Annotated in this window: 14 protein-coding genes and 1 pseudogene; 7 read left to right on the plus strand and 8 right to left on the minus strand. The window is 70.3% G+C overall.

The window, feature by feature from the left end; all coding sequences use genetic code 11:
- Positions 1-90: 90 nt before the first annotated feature.
- The 3 genes from OG289_RS39740 to OG289_RS39750 form a co-directional block, all read right to left on the minus strand.
- Positions 91-213, minus strand: coding sequence for a hypothetical protein (locus tag OG289_RS39740; RefSeq protein ID WP_327318848.1), 123 nt, complete (start codon positions 211-213; stop codon positions 91-93).
- Positions 214-457: 244 nt separating this feature from the next.
- Complete coding sequence (locus OG289_RS39745) at positions 458-1,966, minus strand: MFS transporter (protein ID WP_327318849.1); 1,509 nt, start codon at positions 1,964-1,966, stop codon at positions 458-460.
- Positions 1,967-2,125: 159 nt separating this feature from the next.
- Positions 2,126-3,343 (minus strand): oxygenase MpaB family protein, encoded by a 1,218-nt coding sequence (locus tag OG289_RS39750; RefSeq protein ID WP_327318850.1) that lies wholly within the window; start codon positions 3,341-3,343, stop codon positions 2,126-2,128.
- 190 nt (positions 3,344-3,533) lie between these two features.
- Here OG289_RS39750 and OG289_RS39755 point away from each other — a divergent pair, with 190 nt between their 5' ends.
- The 6 genes from OG289_RS39755 to OG289_RS39780 all read left to right on the plus strand — a co-directional run bounded on the left by OG289_RS39755 (position 3,534) and on the right by OG289_RS39780 (position 10,691).
- Positions 3,534-4,199: a TetR/AcrR family transcriptional regulator gene (locus OG289_RS39755; RefSeq protein ID WP_327318851.1), complete on the plus strand. Its 666-nt coding sequence runs from the start codon at positions 3,534-3,536 to the stop codon at positions 4,197-4,199.
- 295 nt (positions 4,200-4,494) lie between these two features.
- Positions 4,495-5,769 carry a bifunctional glycosyltransferase family 2/GtrA family protein gene (locus OG289_RS39760; RefSeq protein WP_327318852.1) on the plus strand — a complete coding sequence of 425 codons (1,275 nt, stop codon included), beginning with the start codon at positions 4,495-4,497 and terminating at the stop codon, positions 5,767-5,769.
- Between the two features lie 32 nt (positions 5,770-5,801).
- On the plus strand, positions 5,802-8,021 hold the full coding sequence (locus OG289_RS39765; protein WP_327318853.1) for an ArnT family glycosyltransferase: 2,220 nt from the start codon (positions 5,802-5,804) through the stop codon (positions 8,019-8,021).
- 30 nt (positions 8,022-8,051) lie between these two features.
- Positions 8,052-8,792, plus strand: a complete 741-nt coding sequence (locus OG289_RS39770) for a response regulator transcription factor (RefSeq protein ID WP_327318854.1) — start codon at positions 8,052-8,054, stop codon at positions 8,790-8,792.
- Positions 8,789-10,291 carry a sensor histidine kinase gene (locus OG289_RS39775; RefSeq protein WP_327318855.1) on the plus strand — a complete coding sequence of 501 codons (1,503 nt, stop codon included), beginning with the start codon at positions 8,789-8,791 and terminating at the stop codon, positions 10,289-10,291. Before OG289_RS39770 ends, OG289_RS39775 begins: the two co-directional genes overlap by 4 nt.
- 202 nt (positions 10,292-10,493) lie before the next feature.
- Positions 10,494-10,691: a hypothetical protein gene (locus tag OG289_RS39780; RefSeq protein ID WP_327318856.1), complete on the plus strand. Its 198-nt coding sequence runs from the start codon at positions 10,494-10,496 to the stop codon at positions 10,689-10,691.
- A gap of 179 nt (positions 10,692-10,870) precedes the next feature.
- On the opposite strand, the gene OG289_RS39785 is transcribed toward OG289_RS39780, so the two are convergent.
- The 4 genes from OG289_RS39785 to OG289_RS39800 form a co-directional block, all read right to left on the minus strand.
- Positions 10,871-11,497, minus strand: a complete 627-nt coding sequence (locus OG289_RS39785) for a DUF6000 family protein (protein WP_327318857.1) — start codon at positions 11,495-11,497, stop codon at positions 10,871-10,873.
- Between the two features lie 342 nt (positions 11,498-11,839).
- A complete protein-coding gene (locus OG289_RS39790) occupies positions 11,840-12,043 on the minus strand; it encodes a hypothetical protein (RefSeq protein ID WP_327318858.1) in 204 nt (67 codons plus the stop codon).
- 17 nt (positions 12,044-12,060) lie between these two features.
- Positions 12,061-12,366: a DNA-binding protein gene (locus tag OG289_RS39795; protein WP_327318859.1), complete on the minus strand. Its 306-nt coding sequence runs from the start codon at positions 12,364-12,366 to the stop codon at positions 12,061-12,063.
- Positions 12,366-13,199, minus strand: a complete 834-nt coding sequence (locus OG289_RS39800; protein ID WP_327318860.1) for a transposase — start codon at positions 13,197-13,199, stop codon at positions 12,366-12,368. Before OG289_RS39800 ends, OG289_RS39795 begins: the two co-directional genes overlap by 1 nt.
- Before the next feature lie 108 nt (positions 13,200-13,307).
- Here OG289_RS39800 and acnA point away from each other — a divergent pair.
- A pseudogene (gene acnA, locus OG289_RS39805) lies at positions 13,308-13,670 on the plus strand (aconitate hydratase); the annotation flags it as partial.
- Positions 13,671-13,748: 78 nt separating this feature from the next.
- On the opposite strand, the gene OG289_RS39810 reads toward acnA, so the two are convergent.
- On the minus strand, positions 13,749-15,140 hold the full coding sequence (locus OG289_RS39810; RefSeq protein WP_327318861.1) for a polymer-forming cytoskeletal protein: 1,392 nt from the start codon (positions 15,138-15,140) through the stop codon (positions 13,749-13,751).
- Positions 15,141-15,152 lie beyond the last annotated feature (12 nt).

Here is a 15,152-nt window from a genome sequence, read left to right on the forward strand (position 1 = left end):
CGCGGCCGGCCCGAACCCTGGGACCGCGGGAGACACTTCCGCGCCCGAGTGGTACCGGGGTACCCCGCGGGCACCGATCACCGGTACGCCTCAGGTATGACGCGCCGGCGGGCGTGCGTCGTCCAGCGGCCGCACACCGATCGGCCGCAGGACGTGCACCGCGCTGTCCGCGTTCTTCAGCGCCGTGACCAGGGGCTGCAGCCGTACGGCCACGGGCAGGCGATCCTGCCGCCTTGCGGTGCACGCGAGACCGGGCCGGCCGAGGGCACGAACACCGCGTGCCGTCCAGGTGATGTGTCTTCGGCGTGGCCGCCGGAGACCGGTGGACGCCTGGTCGCCGAAGAGGCCGCACCGACCCGGTACACCGGGTCGGTGCGGTCCCTTCGGCAGCCGGTGAAGTTGAACGGCCGACCGGCTGCCTGGCAGGACTCGTGCGCGGTGCGGGACCGTCAGGGACTCACATGTGGACGACGGGTGCCGCGTCGGGGTCGGTGGCCGGGACGCCGCGGCGGTAGAGCAGGACGCTGATGACCAGTCCGGCGGCGAAGAAGGCGGCGGACCACCAGTAGGCGGTGGAGTAGCCCTCCAGGCCGGCCCGGGCGAGGACCATGGGGTCCTTGGGGTTCTTGCCGTCGAGGTAGTGGGTGACGGCGCTGGTGGAGAGGGTGTTGAGGAGGGCGGTGCCGAGGGAGCCGCCGACCTGCTGCATGGTGTTGACGGCGGCGGAGGCGACGCCGGCGTCCTCGGCGCCCACGCCGGCCGTGGCCAGGCTCATCGCCGGGGCCATGACCAGGCCGAGGCCGAGGCCTGCCACGATCAGCGGCGGCATGATGTCCGCGGCGTAGCCGCTGGTCAGGTCGAGGCCGGTGAGCCAGACCATGCCGGCGGCCGCGATGCCCATGCCGAGCGGCACCACCGGCTTGGGGCCGAAGCGGGGGATGAGCACGGTGGAGGCGAGAGTGGAGGCGATCATGAGGCCGGCGACCATGGGCAGGAAGGCCAGGCCGGTCTTGACGGGTGTGTAGCCAAGGCTCTGCTGCAGGTAGTAGGTCAGGAACAGGAAGACACCGAACATACCGGCGCCGATGATCAGGATGGAGACGAAGGAGGCGCCGCGGTTGCGGTCGAGCAGGACCCGCAGCGGCAGCAGGGGGTGGGTGGAGCGGGTCTGCCACCAGGTGAACGCGGCGAGCAGGATGGCTCCGGCGACGAGGAAGCCCCAGGTGGCCGGCGAACCCCAGTCGTGGGACTCGGCGTTGGAGAAGCCGTAGACCAGGCAGAACAGGCCGCCGCCGACGAGGACGGCGCCGGGGATGTCGATCGTGGCGGTCTTGTCGCGGGTGGTGCGCTGGAGCAGCGTCACACCGCCGGCGAAGGCGAGGGCGGCGAAGGCGAGGTTGACGTAGAGGGTCCAGCGCCAGTCGAGGTACTCGGTCAGTACGCCGCCGAGCAGCAGGCCGATGGCACCGCCGGCGCCGGCGATGGCGCCAAAGACGCCGAAGGCCTTGGCGCGTTCCTTGGCGTCGGTGAACGTCGTGGTCAGCAGCGACAGGGCGGCCGGGGCGAGCAGGGCGCCGAACAGGCCCTGTGCGGCACGGGCGACGATGAGCATCTCGAAGCTGCTCGCGGCGCCGCCGAGGGCCGAGGCGCCGGCGAAGCCGACCAGGCCGATCAGGAAGGTCGTCTTTCGGCCGAAGAGGTCGGCTGTGCGGCCGCCCAGCAGGAGCAGGCTGCCGAAGGCGAGGGCGTAGGCGGTGACCACCCACTGCCGGTCGCCGTCGGAGAAGCCCAGGTCCTTCTGCGCGGAGGGCAGGGCGATGTTCACGATGGTGGCGTCCAGGACGACCATGAGCTGGGCCAGGCCGATGACGACGAGGATCCACCAGCGGTGGCGAGGTGATGCGTCGGACGACGGGAGCGCGGACACGGTGGCCGTGCCCGGTCCGTCGATGGAGGTTTGGGACATGACGGAGTCTCCAGACGAAGTGGTCAGTGGGCAGAAAGGTGCGGTCGTGCGGTACGGACGGCTGCTTCGTCGGAGCTCGTCACGTGATGCGATCGGTGATCGGGGCGCCGACAGCCACTGCCCGGCGGTGCGAGGCGGCGCGGAAGGAGGGAGGGAGGATCAGGCCGCCGGTGTACCCGAGCGACGGACGCCTGCGCTGCGCTGAAAAGCGACACCGAGGGGAAGAACCACCGCGATCGGTTCGGGTCCGGGCCCGGGCTCTTCGACGGCCTGTCGGCGGGCTGCCTGGGCCGAGGCGGCGGAGTAGGTCTGCCAGTACCGGGCCTGGCGGTTGAGCCGGCTGATCAGCGGCATGGGATCGGTCGCGGCGGAGACCGGGGGGATGCCCAGGTGGTCTCCCCATTCCGCCCCGAAAGCCCGCCGGAGCACGCTGTGGATGAGGAGGCGCACCTGCTCCTCGGTCATCTCCTCGCCCGCCGCGCCGGCCGTCGCGCGGGCCTGTGCGTCGACCATGGCGGCGGTCAGCACGCGTGAGTCCCCGCTGGGGGTTGGTGTCGCGGCGTCCAGCAGGGACTGCAGACGGCGGGCGTCGTCGTGGTTCGCCAGCTCCTTGTGAAGGCTCTCGTCGAGTCCCAGGAGATGGGCGACGTACGACCAGTACCGGTAGAGGGAGCGCTCCTCTTCGGGACCGATGTCGATGCCGACGGCGGCCAGGGCCTGGAAGGCGATGAGGGTGAAGCCGAGCCAGGTACGGGTCAGATCGAGCCGGCCGGTCGGCAGGCCCTCGGCGCCCGTGTTCCAGTCCGCGACTGCCCTGGCCCGCGTGCGGGCATGGTGCAGTCGGACCTGGACGGTGGCCAGGTATCCCGGGCCTCCGCGCAGCAGTCCGCCCGGCCGTACGGTCTGGCGCGCCCAGACTCCCGCCGACGCGAGCCGGGGCGCGGCCATGGCCGTCGGCCTGCCCGTGCGGGCCAGTTGGCGTGCGGTGGCGGGCGACGCGTAGGTGTGGGCGAGCGCGCTGGTGATCGAGCAGAGCGTGAACCACATGGGGGGCACGGACAGGCTCACGACGTCGCCGCGATGAAGCATCAGGGGGTCGATCCAGGAAGGGGTCGTCTCCAGTTGCGCCAGCAGTGCGGCGACAGCCGTGGGGGGTTCGTCGTCCAGGCTTGCCAGGCCGTTCTCGAGGCCCGCGTCGAGGGCCCGCCGGGCCCGCGTGCCGTGGAGGTCCAGTTCCGCGATGACGGCGTCGGCGAGCGGATCGCCGGCCGTGAGCAGGGTCAGCAGGTGGTTGGCCTCCGCGCCGTGCCGACGGGATGCCGCTTCCGTACCGACCACTCGCTCGGCGGGGTGGCGAGACGGAAAGTGCGCGGTCATGGGCTCTCACTTTCGAGTGGGGGGAGCGAGGCAGGCACACGTGGTGCCTGGTCCAGCCGCGGGCGATGCCGAACGGCGACGTCTGACACCTGTCAGATTAGAGATAATCTGACAGGTGTCAAGTAAGCTGTTCATGGGCCCCGTACGGTCGAGGGTCCGTCCGGGGCGAGAGCACACGCGGGAGGCACAAGTGGGAGCACGAGCCGAGTCCGGTCGACGGCCGGGACGCCCGGGAGCAGGCGCTCCCGCCGTACCCGAGGAGGGCAGCATCCTGTTGCGCGGGCTGGAGGCCTTCGCAGAACTGGGTTACGACCACGCCTCGGCTCGCGAGCTGGCGCGACGCCTGGGCGTGAGCCACAACTTCATCAACGACCGGTACGGGTCCAAGGCAGCCTTCTGGCGCGCCGTGGTGGACCACGCGCTGGGTGCGGAGCTGGCGCGTCTGCCGCAGGCCGACCCCTCGCTCGACGACGCCGAACAGCTGCGGCGGATCATCACCGCCTTCTACCAGGCCGCAGCGACCACACCGATGATGGGACGGATCCTCGTCCACGAGTTCAGCTCCGACACCGAGCGGTTGGACTACCTGCACGAGCGCTATATCGCTCCGACCCTGCAGCTCATGGCGCCGTGCATCGATCGGCTCGTCGCCTCCGGACGCATGGCGCCCGTTCCGATGCACGTGCTCTTCTTCGTCATCGTCCCGCCCGTGGCGGGCATGGTCGAGTTGCCTCTCGCGCGACGCCTGGGCAGGTCCGAGGCCACCTCACCGCAGCAGCGGGCGGCCACGGCGCAATCGCTGGCGGGACTGGTGGTCAACGGCATGCTCGGCACGGCTTCGGACAGTCGCCCCTGAGCCGGAGGTCATGGAGCGCTGCCATGCACGCAGAGGTGCTCGTGAGGGTTCCACAGCATCCTCTCGGCGGGTTCCCGGGTTGTTGACCTCAGCCTCCCAGGTCGCACGACAAGGATCGGGGACGTCCTCCTCCGCCGCCTGCCGGCCGGGGGACTGACAGCGGACTCCCCGTCAATTCCCAGCTTCCTCCCCGCGTTTCCCCTGGCGCGCCGGTCAGAGTCGACCCCGGCGCACCACGAGGGCGTGGGCGCGCGACCGGGAGCCGCCCCCACCGACCCCCACCCCCGAGGAATCCATGACGCACACCAGCAGTGGTCTGCCCACGGCTCGGCGCTTCCAGCCGGCGTTGCGGGCCGACGTCTTCGGCTCGACCGCCACGTACACGCCGACCGTCGAGATCGTCATCCCCGTCTACAACGAGGAACGGGCCCTGCCCGGCTGTATTCGCACCCTGCACGCCCGACTGCGCGACCAGCTGCCGTATCCCTGGCGGATCACCGTGGCGGACAACGCCAGCGTCGACCGCACCCTCGCCGTGGCCCGCGAGCTGTCCGAGGAACTGCCCGTCGTCGGCGTCTTCCATCTGGAGCGCAAGGGCCGGGGCCTCGCGCTGCGCACCGTCTGGGCCGAGAGCGACGCCGACATCGTCGTCTACATGGACGTCGACCTGTCCACCGGCCTGGACGGACTGCTCCCGTTGATCGCCCCGCTGGCCAGCGGTCACTCCGACCTCGCCATCGGCAGCCGCCTCGCCCCCGGCGCCCGCACCGTGCGCGGCCCGCGTCGCGAGCTGATCTCCCGCTGCTACAACGCGCTGATCCGGCTCACCCACGGCGCCCGCTTCAGCGACGCCCAGTGCGGGTTCAAGGCGGCCCGCACCGATGTGCTCCGCCCGCTGCTGGCCAAGACCGAGGACGACGCCTGGTTCTTCGACACCGAACTGCTGCTGCTCGCCGAGCACAACGGGCTGCGTATCCACGAGGTCCCCGTCGACTGGGTGGAGGACGTCGACACCCGGGTGGACGTGGTCGGCACGGCCACCGACGACCTCAGGGGCCTGTGGCGCATGGCCAGGCTCAAGGCGTCGGGCGCCGCCCGCGTCCCGGTTCCCCGCCGCCCCGCACCCGCCGCGGAACACCCGGACGCCGTCCTGGCCCCGGACGCCGCCCGCTCCCAACTCGCCTGGCAGATAAGCTGCTTCGTCCTCATCGGCATCGCCTCGACCGCCGGACAGGCACTCCTGTACTGGCTGCTGCGCGGCTGGTGGCAGCCCGCCGCGGCCAACTTCGTCTCGCTCCTCGTGCTCACCCTGCTGAACACCGAGGCCAACCGTCGCCTGACGTTCCGCTACTCCGCGGACGGGATCGGCGCGGGACGGGCGCACCTGGGCGCCGGCGCCCTGTTCGTCGTCGGCTACCTCACCACCTCGGCCGCGGTCCTGGTGTTCCGCGACGCCGTGCCCGACGCCTCGGCGGCGGCCGAGACACTCGTCCTCGCCGCCTCCTCGGTCCTGGTGACCGCCCTGCGCTTCCTGGTGCTGCGACTGGCCGTCTTCCGCCGCCGCGCCTGATGACCTCCTACTCCCCGAGAGCGAACCCCACCATGACCCCCACCACCGAGGCGCACGCGGCTCCCGTCCTGCGTCTCCCCGTCACCAGCCGTGCCCTGCCACGCTGGGCGGCCCCCGCCGCCCTGGCCGCGATCCTGCTCCTGTCCGCGCTGCTGTACGGCTGGGCCCTCGGCTCCCTCGGCTGGGCCAACAGCTACTACTCGGCCGCCGTGAAGTCGATGGGCCGCGACTGGACCAACTTCCTGTTCGGCTCCTTCGACCCGGCCGGAGTCGTCACGGTCGACAAACCGCCGGCGGCGCTGTGGCCGCAGGTCGTCAGCAGCAAGATCTTCGGGATGCACGGGTGGGCGCTGATCCTGCCCCAGGTGGTGGAGGGCGTCGCCGCCGTCCTCGTGCTGCACCGTACGGTCCGGCGGTGGGCGGGCGAGGGCGCGGCGCTGCTCGCCGCCCTGGTGATGACGCTGACCCCGATCACCGTCGCCATCAACCGGGACAACAACCCCGACACGCTGCTGGTGCTGTTCCTGGTCGCCGCCGCCTACGCGCTGACCCGTGCCCTGCAGTCCGGCTCGGGCCGGCGCTCCACCTGGTGGCTGTGCGCGAGCGGGTTCCTGATCGGCTGTGGGTTCCTCACGAAGATGATGGCGGCCTGGATGGTGCTGCCGGCCCTCGCGGCGGCCTGGCTGGTGGGTGCGCGGGGGACCTGGCCGGCGCGGGCCGGGCGGCTGCTGACCGCCGGCGCCGTGTGCGCGGTGTCCTCGCTGTGGTGGGTGGTGATGGTTGCCTGGTGGCCCGGTGAGAAGCCGTACATCGGAGGCAGCACCGACGGCGGAGCCTGGGATCTGGTGACCGGCTACAACGGGCTCGGCCGGATCTTCGGTGAGAGCGCGGGAAGTGGCGGCATGGGCAACTTCGCCGGCGGCTTCGGCGGCGAGGCCGGGCTGCTGCGGCTGTTCAACGACCAGGTGGCCGGGCAGATCGGCTGGCTGCTGCCGGCGAGCGCCGTGGCCCTGGTCGTGGCGGTGGCCGCAGCGGTTCTGCGCCGCCGGGGCAGCGGCTCCCAGGGTGAGGCCCTGGCGGGTTCGGGATGGGTGCTGTGGGGGACCTGGCTGGTGGTGTGCGGGCTGGTGTTCTCCACCCAGGAGGGAATCTTCCACCCGTACTACACGACCCAACTCGCCCCCGCCGTGGCCGCGTTGACCGCCGGACTGGCGACCGCGCTGTTGCGGGCGCACCGGGCCGGGGCGCGCTGGGCGCTGCCCGTCGGCGCCGGGACCGTACCGGTGACCGTCGTCTGGGCCGCGGTTGTCATCCGCCGGGTGCCGTCCTGGCACGGGTGGCTGGCCTGGCTCGTGCTCCTGCTGGGGGTGGTCGCCGTGGGGCTGCTGCTGGCCGCGGGGCGGGTGGCGCGGCTGGTTCCGGTCGCCCTGGGCGGTGCGCTGGTGGCGGTGCTGCTCGCGCCCGCCGCCTGGGCGGTGACTGTGACCGGCGGGTCCGGGGCGGCGATGGGCGGAGCCAACCCGACGGCAGGGCCGGCGACGGCGATGTTCGGCGGAAGGAACGGCGGCGCGTTGCCGGAGGGCTTCGAGCTGCCCGAGGGCGTCGGCGGTGGCGGGTCCGGCATGCCCGGCGGATCCTCTGGGGAGCTGCCCGAGGGCATGCCCTCGGGGATGCCCACCGACATGCCCGGGATGCCTGGCGCGAGCGGCGGTGGCTCGGGCTCCGCAGGGGGCTCCATGCCCTCCTTCCCGGGAACCGGCGGAACCGGCGGAACCGGCGGCGGCAGCGGCTCGGGCAGCCGAGGTGGCTTCACAGGTCCGGGCGGTGCCACGACGCTCACCTCCGACCAGCGCAAGATCCTCGACTTCGCCACCGAGCACTCCGACGGCGCCCGCATCACCCTCGCGGTCGACGGGGGAGCTCAGGGTGCGGCCACGTTCATCCTGAACAGCGACGCCACCGTCATCGGCATGGGCGGCTTCAGCGGCTCCGACAACGCACCCTCCGTCGGGCAGTTGCAGAAGTGGACCAAGGACGGCGAACTGCGCTACGTACTCGGCTCCGGCGGCATGGGCGCCATGATGGGCGGCAAGGACGGCGCGGCCTCCCAGCGGTCGACATGGATCAGCGAGCACTGCACCGAGGTGCCCGCCAAGGAGTACGGCGGCACCGGCAGCTCCGGCGGCGGCTCGGCCGCGGGCGGCATCATGGGCCTCACCGGCACGACCTTGTACGACTGCGCCGCCAAGTAGCAGCAACGGCAGAACGGACGACACCGCACCATGCCCGAACCGCCCGCCGCCCCGGCCCCGTACCGACTTCTGGTGGTCGAGGACGACCCCGGCATCCGCATGCTGCTGGAGTCGGCGCTGCGGCTGTCCGGCTACGCGGTCGCCAGTGCCGCCACCGGCCGGGACGCCCTGCGGGACATCGAGGGGCTGTGCCCCGACCTCGTCCTGCTGGACGTGATGCTGCCCGATCTGGACGGCTACGAGGTCACCCGCAGCCTGCGCGCCGCGGGTGTGCGGACGCCGGTGCTCTTCCTCACGGCCCGCGGTGAGGTCGCCGACCGCATCGCGGGCCTGAGCGCGGGCGGCGACGACTACGTGACCAAGCCGTTCAGCATCGAGGAGGTGCTGCTGCGCATCCGCGCCATCCTGCGGCGGACCGATCCCGAACGCATCGTCGACGCGGAGAGCGCCGACAGCGGGATCCTGCGCTTCGCCGATCTGGAGCTGGACGAGAACGCCCATGAAGTGCACCGGGCCGGGGAGTACGTCCCGCTGTCACCGACCGAGTTCAACCTGCTCACCTACCTGATGGAGAACGCCAACCGGGTACTGAGCAAGACCAAGATCCTCAACCATGTGTGGGGGTACGACTTCGCCGGCGACGGCCGCATCGTGGAGACGTACGTCAAGTACCTGCGCCGCAAGATCGATCGCTTCGACCCGCCCCTGCTGCACACCGTGCGCGGCGTGGGCTACTGTCTGCGCCTGCCTCGCCCCGGGACGGACCGGTGATCCGCGGCCGTCCCCGGTCCCTGCGCGGCCGGCTGGTGTGGGGCGTCACCCTGCTCGCCGCGGTCGCGGTTCTCACCGCACAGGCCATCGGGTTCCTCGTGCTGCATTCCTGGCTGCTCAACCGGGTCGACCAGCAGTTGACGGAGTTCATCCTCCCGGACCGCGCCTTCGCCGACGGGGCCGGGCTGCCCGCCAGGCCGGCCCCGGACTCCGTCACCCTGCCCTCGGACTTCCGGATGACTTTCTACGACGCCGCGGGCAAGGATCGGGGAACCCTCGGCGGCGGGAAGAAGCCGGGCCCGTCGCTCCCGCGGAACACCGGCGAACTCCACCTGGAAAAGGGGCATCAGGCCACCGTCCCGGCCGAGTCCGGCGGCGGTCACTGGCGGGTGCTGTGGAAGGACGCCAAGCCCGGCGGCACCACCTTCGTGGTCGCCCTGCCTCTCGACACCGTGGAGGGGGCCATGTCGAAACTGCTCGCCCTCAACGTGGCCGTCTTCGCCGTGGCCGTGGTCGGGCTGGTCGCCGTCGGCCGGTGGGTCGTCCGCCTCGGCCTCCTTCCGCTGACCAGGATGGAGCACACGGCTCAGGACATCACCGCAGGGGATCTGAGCGTGCGGCTGCCCGACACCGACCCGCGCACCGAGACCGGCCGCCTCGGAACCGTACTCAACGACATGCTCGACCGCCTCCAACAGGCCTTGTGTCAACGTGAGTTCTCGGAGGCCCGGTTGCGTCGCTTCGTGGCCGACGCCGGACACGAGCTGCGGACGCCCCTCACCTCCATCCAGGGCTTCGCCCAGCTGGCCCTGCGCCACCCGGACCGTCCCGCCGCACAGCGCCGGGAGGCCGACGAGCAGGTGGCCAGGAACGCGGAGCGCATGAACCACCTCGTCGACGACCTGCTCCTGCTGGCCAGACTCGACCAGGAGCCGGCCTACCGCACCGTCCCCGTCGACCTGCTGTCCCTCGCGGCCGACGCGGTGAGCGCGGCGGCCGTACGGAGCGGGGGCGAGCACCGGGTGACCCTCAGCCCGCTCGACGCGCAGGCCGAAGACTGCGAATTCGAGGTCGTAGAGACGGTGGGGGATCCGGACCGTCTGCTCCAGGTGGTCAACAACCTTCTGTCCAACGCGCTCGTCCACACACCGCCGGGCACGCCGGTCGACGTACGCGTGGGCACGGCCCGCGCGGGGGCGACGACAGGAGGTACCGACCGCCCCGGCCGGGCCAGCGGCTCACCGCCGCTGACCACGGGCACACCGATCTGCGTGATCGAAGTCGCCGACCAGGGGCCGGGGCTGCCGCCGGAGGAGGCCGAGCGGGTCTTCGAACGCTTCTACCGCGTCGACCCCTCCCGCTCCCGTGACCACGGCGGCAGCGGCCTCGGCCTCGCCATCGCCACGTCGATCGCCCGGGGCCACGTCGGCCGCCTCGAACTCGACACCGGAGCGGGCCTGGGGTGCACGTTCCGCCTGCTGCTGCCGGTCAGGGACTGACCGGCACCCTGCTTGGACGTCCGGGAAACATGGCCCACGCGTCTCGGTGAAAGGCACTGCTACTCGTGGCAGTGGCGGATCGACACGGCGACCGGAAAGGTCAGCGACCGGCGGATCAGCGGGATCGCCGGGGCGCACGGCCTCGGCCTCCGCGACCGTCGCGGGGGAGGAGACCGCGAGTGAGGATGCGCTCATCGAGCAGGTGCTGCTGCCTCTTTTCCGGCAGGTGGGGTTTCAACGGATCACAGCTGCCGGGCACCGGGACAAGGCGTTGGAGTACGGCAAGGACATCTGGATGCGTTACACCCTGCCGACTCAGCACTTCCTGTACTTCGGTATCCAGGTGAAGCGCGGGAAGCTGGACGCTATGGGAAAGTCCCTGCCGGTCAGGCAGCCCTGACCTTGGCACGCGACGTACGGCGTTGCCAGGGCAGCCGCCGGTGCCCAGTCTGTGCCACCACGATTGCCCTGTTCCTCAGCGCCACAATGGCGGCAGAACTTGTGCGTTGATATCTGGACAAGCTTGAGTTGCGGGGTGGTGGGTCCCTTCGATCAGGTGTCACCCCTCTGAGGACGACGTCATCGGTTCCTTGCCGGGCGGTGCTCGGCGCTCTCATCGGCGAAGACGCAGAGCCGACTGATGCTCTTGCGATAGCTGTCCGGCGTGCTGTGGTGCTCCTTGCGGGGCGGTCCGTCGATCCACTGATGCCAGAGGCCGTCCGCGGTCAGGAACCGGGCTGCTTGATCGGCACGGAGCTTGGCGTCGAGGTGGAGGAGCGCGCCCAAGGCGGCCGACTGGTCGTAGTAGAGGTCGGGGCGTCGCAGGTAGCGATCGAGGTAGGCAGCCAGCAGGTCCGCGTCGGCGGGAGTCGCGAAGGTGGCGAAGGTGACGCAGTAGGCCGAGCCTGCGAAGCAGACCTCGCTGGCAAGCAGCATTTCGCCGAGGCGTTCGCGGAACTCGGTTCTGCGGGCGACGGCGATGAGCCAGGCTGCGGTTTTGCGTTCGCGCCACCCGCCTTCGAGCAGGATGGTCAGCTCGCGGGGCGTGATATCGCCGGCGGCCTCGCCGAGCTCCCGTGTGAACTTGGTGCGTTCAGGCTCGGTCATGCGCATGAGAGGGCCGCCGAGTTTGAGGTAGCGCCTGTCGGGCGTGACGTAGCGGTGGACAAGAGCGAGCAGCTCGGGGTCCTCGTTGGCGTAACGCATAGCCGCATCCTGTCCTGGGCGAAGCCGCTCGACCAGTGTTTTTCTCAGTCACACTGGTCAGTCGGCCGACTCGTCGTGTGGTTCGCCGAGGTCGTCGAGGAGGCTGGTGATGCGGTCGGCGACGCGCCGGTGGCGATCGATCTCCCGCTCCCATCCGCGGTCCGTTGCGTCGGTGATCAGTTGCCGCTCGACGCAGAGGCGTTCACGCAGGCGTGTCGCGTACTGGGGTGTGGTGACGAACTTCGCGCAGCTGAGGTAGAGGTCGCACTCGCAAGGGCCCTCCTGGGGCAGGCGAAGGCAGCGTCCAAGCTCGAGTTCGGTCTTGTAGAAGTTGGTCTTGAGTCAGTCCAGCGCGTCCTGGGCGAGTTGCCCGGAACGCAGGGTGTCGGCGAGGGGGCCGACGATGGCGGCGCCGGGCTGAACCGCGGCCTGGTAGTCGGCCAGGACGGTGGGGTCGGAGATGTGCGTGTAGGTCATCGACATGCCGGGGCTCTTATGGCCGAGGACCTTCATGATGGTCTGGACCCGGGCACGAGCTGTCGTCAAGACTTGTGGATCAATGATCAGAACCAGTTGATCGTGTCCTTGAGGAGGCGGGCGAGCTTCGCCCTCGTTGGCGCGTTCGCTCGCCAGGATTCCTCGGCTTGAACGCTGGCGGTTGTGACTCCAGCTCGGCCGGCCGGGTTCTCTGCCGGTATCAGACGGCGGTTGGCGATGAGCATCCCGAGCCGGATGAGTGTGACGCCCAGGTGGCGGGCGGCTTCTGGCTGGGACATCCAGGCGTCGTCCTCGACGGTGTCCGCCTTGAGTAGCACGTAGCCGCGGTTGTTTCGTGACCGCGGCCGCCCCTGCTGGCCTCTCTCGTGCATCACGCCGCCTTCGGTCGCTCGACCAAGAGGCCGCGTTCGAAGCGGGCTCCGGCGCGGACGAGGGCGACGAGGTGGGGTGCGTTCACAGCTTGCCACCGCTGCTGTGCGGACTCCACGAGCTTGAAAACCAGGGCCAGGGCGGCGGCCGGACTGCCGGCGCCCCGGGTGACCTTGGTCCGCAGGCGGACAGTGGCGAAGGCCGACTCGATCGGGTTGGTCGTCCGCAGGTGGATCCAGTGCACGGCGGGGAAGTCGTAGAACGCCAGCAGCTCGTCGACGTCGTCGGTGATCTTCTTGACGGCCCTGGGGAACTTTGCGCCGTAGGTCTTGGTGGACGGATCGGGCTTGCCGAACGCGACGTGATCGGCTTGCCATTGCTGGGTGAGGCGGGTGACCGTCGCCGGTGAGAGGCCGGCCGTCGAGCCGAGGAACTGCTCCAGGGCGGGCACGAAGTCGCCGGAGGACAGGCCGTGCAGATGGAGCAGGGGCAGCACCTCGCTGACCTTCGGGGACTTGCGGCACCACGGCGGCAGGATCGCCGAGGAGAACCGCTTGCGCTCGCCGGTGGTCTCGTCGACGCGCTTGTCGTTGACCCGCGGGGCCTTCACCTCGACCGCCCCGGCCGCGGTCGTGACGTTCCCTGCCTGGTGATGGCCGTTGCTGACCACCAGACGGCGCCCGTGCTCATCCCGCTGATCGGACAACTCATCCATACAGGAGTTGACTTCAGCTTCCAGCGCGGCGGCCAGCATCCGCCTCGCGCCCTCCCGGACGATGTCGTCGATCAGGGAGCCGGTCCCGGTCGTTCCATCGGCATTCACTACGCTCAGCACGGGTGTGCCTTCCCGACCGACGGTGCAACGTCGGCCCACTCGATGACCAGAAGTCGATCACTCGGGAAAGTACGCCCTTCGCGTCCGATCCGAGGCCGATCCACAAGACAGGAGTACGGCTCGGGCGCGTCGCGCGACTGGGCCGCCAAGGGCACCGCGCTGCTCGGGGTGAAGGCCGTCATCGCCGAGTCCGATGAGCGCATCCACCGCTCCAACCTGATCGGCATGGGCGTGCTCCCGCTCCAGTTCCCCGAGGGCGCCTCCGCCGCCTCCCTCGGCCTCACCGGCGAGGAGACCTTCTCCTTCGCGGGCTTCACCGAACTGCACGACGGCACCACCCCGGCCACGGTGAAGGTCACCACCGACACCGGCGTCGAGTTCGACGGGGTCGTCCGGATCGACACCCTCGGCGAGGCGGACTACCACCGCAACGGCGGCATCATGCAGTACGTGCTGCGCAACCTGATCCGCAACCGACGGTTCGCACGGACGACGAGGGCCGCATCCCCGGCGACCGGGGGTGCGGCCCTCGTGCGTACTACGGGCCCGTCAGTCGAAGGAGATCCGCCACTGCGCCGAGTTCACATCGTTGCCCGGGTCCCACACCGCCACCTGGCGGCGGCTGTCGTTGACGAACATGGTGGCGTAGAAGTAGCCCGAGTAATGGTTGTTCCACAGCGAGACGGTGTCGTTGTTGGAGAACACCTTGTAGCCCTTGGCCTTGTTGTCGCCCGTCACATTCAGATCGCAGCCCGAGATCACCTCGACGTTGCTGTTGATGGAGAGCTGCTCGCCGTACGGGCCGCGCAGCTCGCGGATCCGGACGTAATGCTCGTCGCTGACGGCGTTGACCTGGCCGTAGGCGTTCAGGGTGCCGTTGGCGTTGAGGGTGCTGTCGACCGTGAGGTCGCCGCTGATCTGGGCGGAGCCCCCGGAGTACAGACTGCTCTGGGCGGTCAGGGAGCCGTTCACGGTGAGACTGTTCTGCGCGTAGGTGTTGCCCCGGACCGTCAGGCTGTTGCCGACGTCGGCCGAGCCGCTCACCGTGAGGGAGTTGTTCACGGTGAGGGAGTTCCCCACCGACGCGTTGCCGCTGATCTCCAGTCCGGACTCGCCCGATATCTCGCCCTCGACCGTCAGCGCGTCCAGCGTCGGGTCCTTCACCGTGAGGGTGAGAACGGCGTACTGATGGATCGTCTCGAAGCCGCTGCCGGCGCCCTCGGGGGACATGGACGCCTCCAGCGTGAAGGTGGTGTCCATGGCGAGGGATTCGTCGGGGAGGGTGAAGAACGTGTCGGAGCCCTCGTAGACGATCTCGCCGTCCCCGTCGAACACGCGGTAGTAGGAGCCGTTGCTCTCCCACGAGAGATACGGGTTGTCGTCGCTGGAGAACTTGGTCTTCGGGGCGGTGGCGCTGTCGTCGTCGCGGGCCAGGAAGGCGTTCAGATAGAAGACGGGCTCCGTGACGGGCAGCGGTACGGTCCGGCGGCGCGACGCGAAGTCGTCGGGGTCCGACGAGGTGTCGGAGTGCTCGGTGATGTGGAGGTCGAGGGTGCCGGTGCTGTCGACCAGTTCACCGCTGACCCCGAGATGCAGCGTGCCGTCGAACGGTTCGCTGTCGTCACCCTGGTAGTGGAAGATCGCCCGGTAGTACAGGGCGTCACCGGCCAGCCCCAGATGCTGGGCGGACACCTGGACCAGGGACCCCGCGCTCCAGTTGCCGTCCGAGGAGAAGACCGGCTTCGGGTCGTCGGTGAAGTAAGCGCCCCCGCTCTTGGCGTCGCCCGGCACGGCTATCTGGATCCAGTCGCAGTACGTGTCCTCCGCTCCCGCGGTGACGGTGAGCGTGATCCGGCCCTGGGAGTTGGTCCCCGCGGTACCCGCCTGGAGCGGTGCCGGACTGGTGGCGACACGGTAGGTGAGCAGGGGCTGATCGGACATGCGGGACCTCCT

Source organism: Streptomyces sp. NBC_01235 (assembly GCF_035989285.1).
In the GTDB taxonomy this organism is placed as follows: Bacteria; Actinomycetota; Actinomycetes; order Streptomycetales; family Streptomycetaceae; genus Streptomyces.

Coding starts and splice junctions, on each gene's coding strand:
- OG289_RS39745 (WP_327318849.1), bottom strand. CDS start 1,966: ATGTCCCAAACCTCCATCGACGGACCGGGCACGGCCACCGTGTCCGCG.
- OG289_RS39750 (WP_327318850.1), bottom strand. CDS start 3,343: ATGACCGCGCACTTTCCGTCTCGCCACCCCGCCGAGCGAGTGGTCGGT.
- OG289_RS39760 (WP_327318852.1), top strand. CDS start 4,495: ATGACGCACACCAGCAGTGGTCTGCCCACGGCTCGGCGCTTCCAGCCG.
- OG289_RS39765 (WP_327318853.1), top strand. CDS start 5,802: ATGACCCCCACCACCGAGGCGCACGCGGCTCCCGTCCTGCGTCTCCCC.
- OG289_RS39770 (WP_327318854.1), top strand. CDS start 8,052: ATGCCCGAACCGCCCGCCGCCCCGGCCCCGTACCGACTTCTGGTGGTC.
- OG289_RS39785 (WP_327318857.1), bottom strand. CDS start 11,497: ATGCGTTACGCCAACGAGGACCCCGAGCTGCTCGCTCTTGTCCACCGC.
- OG289_RS39795 (WP_327318859.1), bottom strand. CDS start 12,366: ATGCACGAGAGAGGCCAGCAGGGGCGGCCGCGGTCACGAAACAACCGC.
- OG289_RS39810 (WP_327318861.1), bottom strand. CDS start 15,140: ATGTCCGATCAGCCCCTGCTCACCTACCGTGTCGCCACCAGTCCGGCA.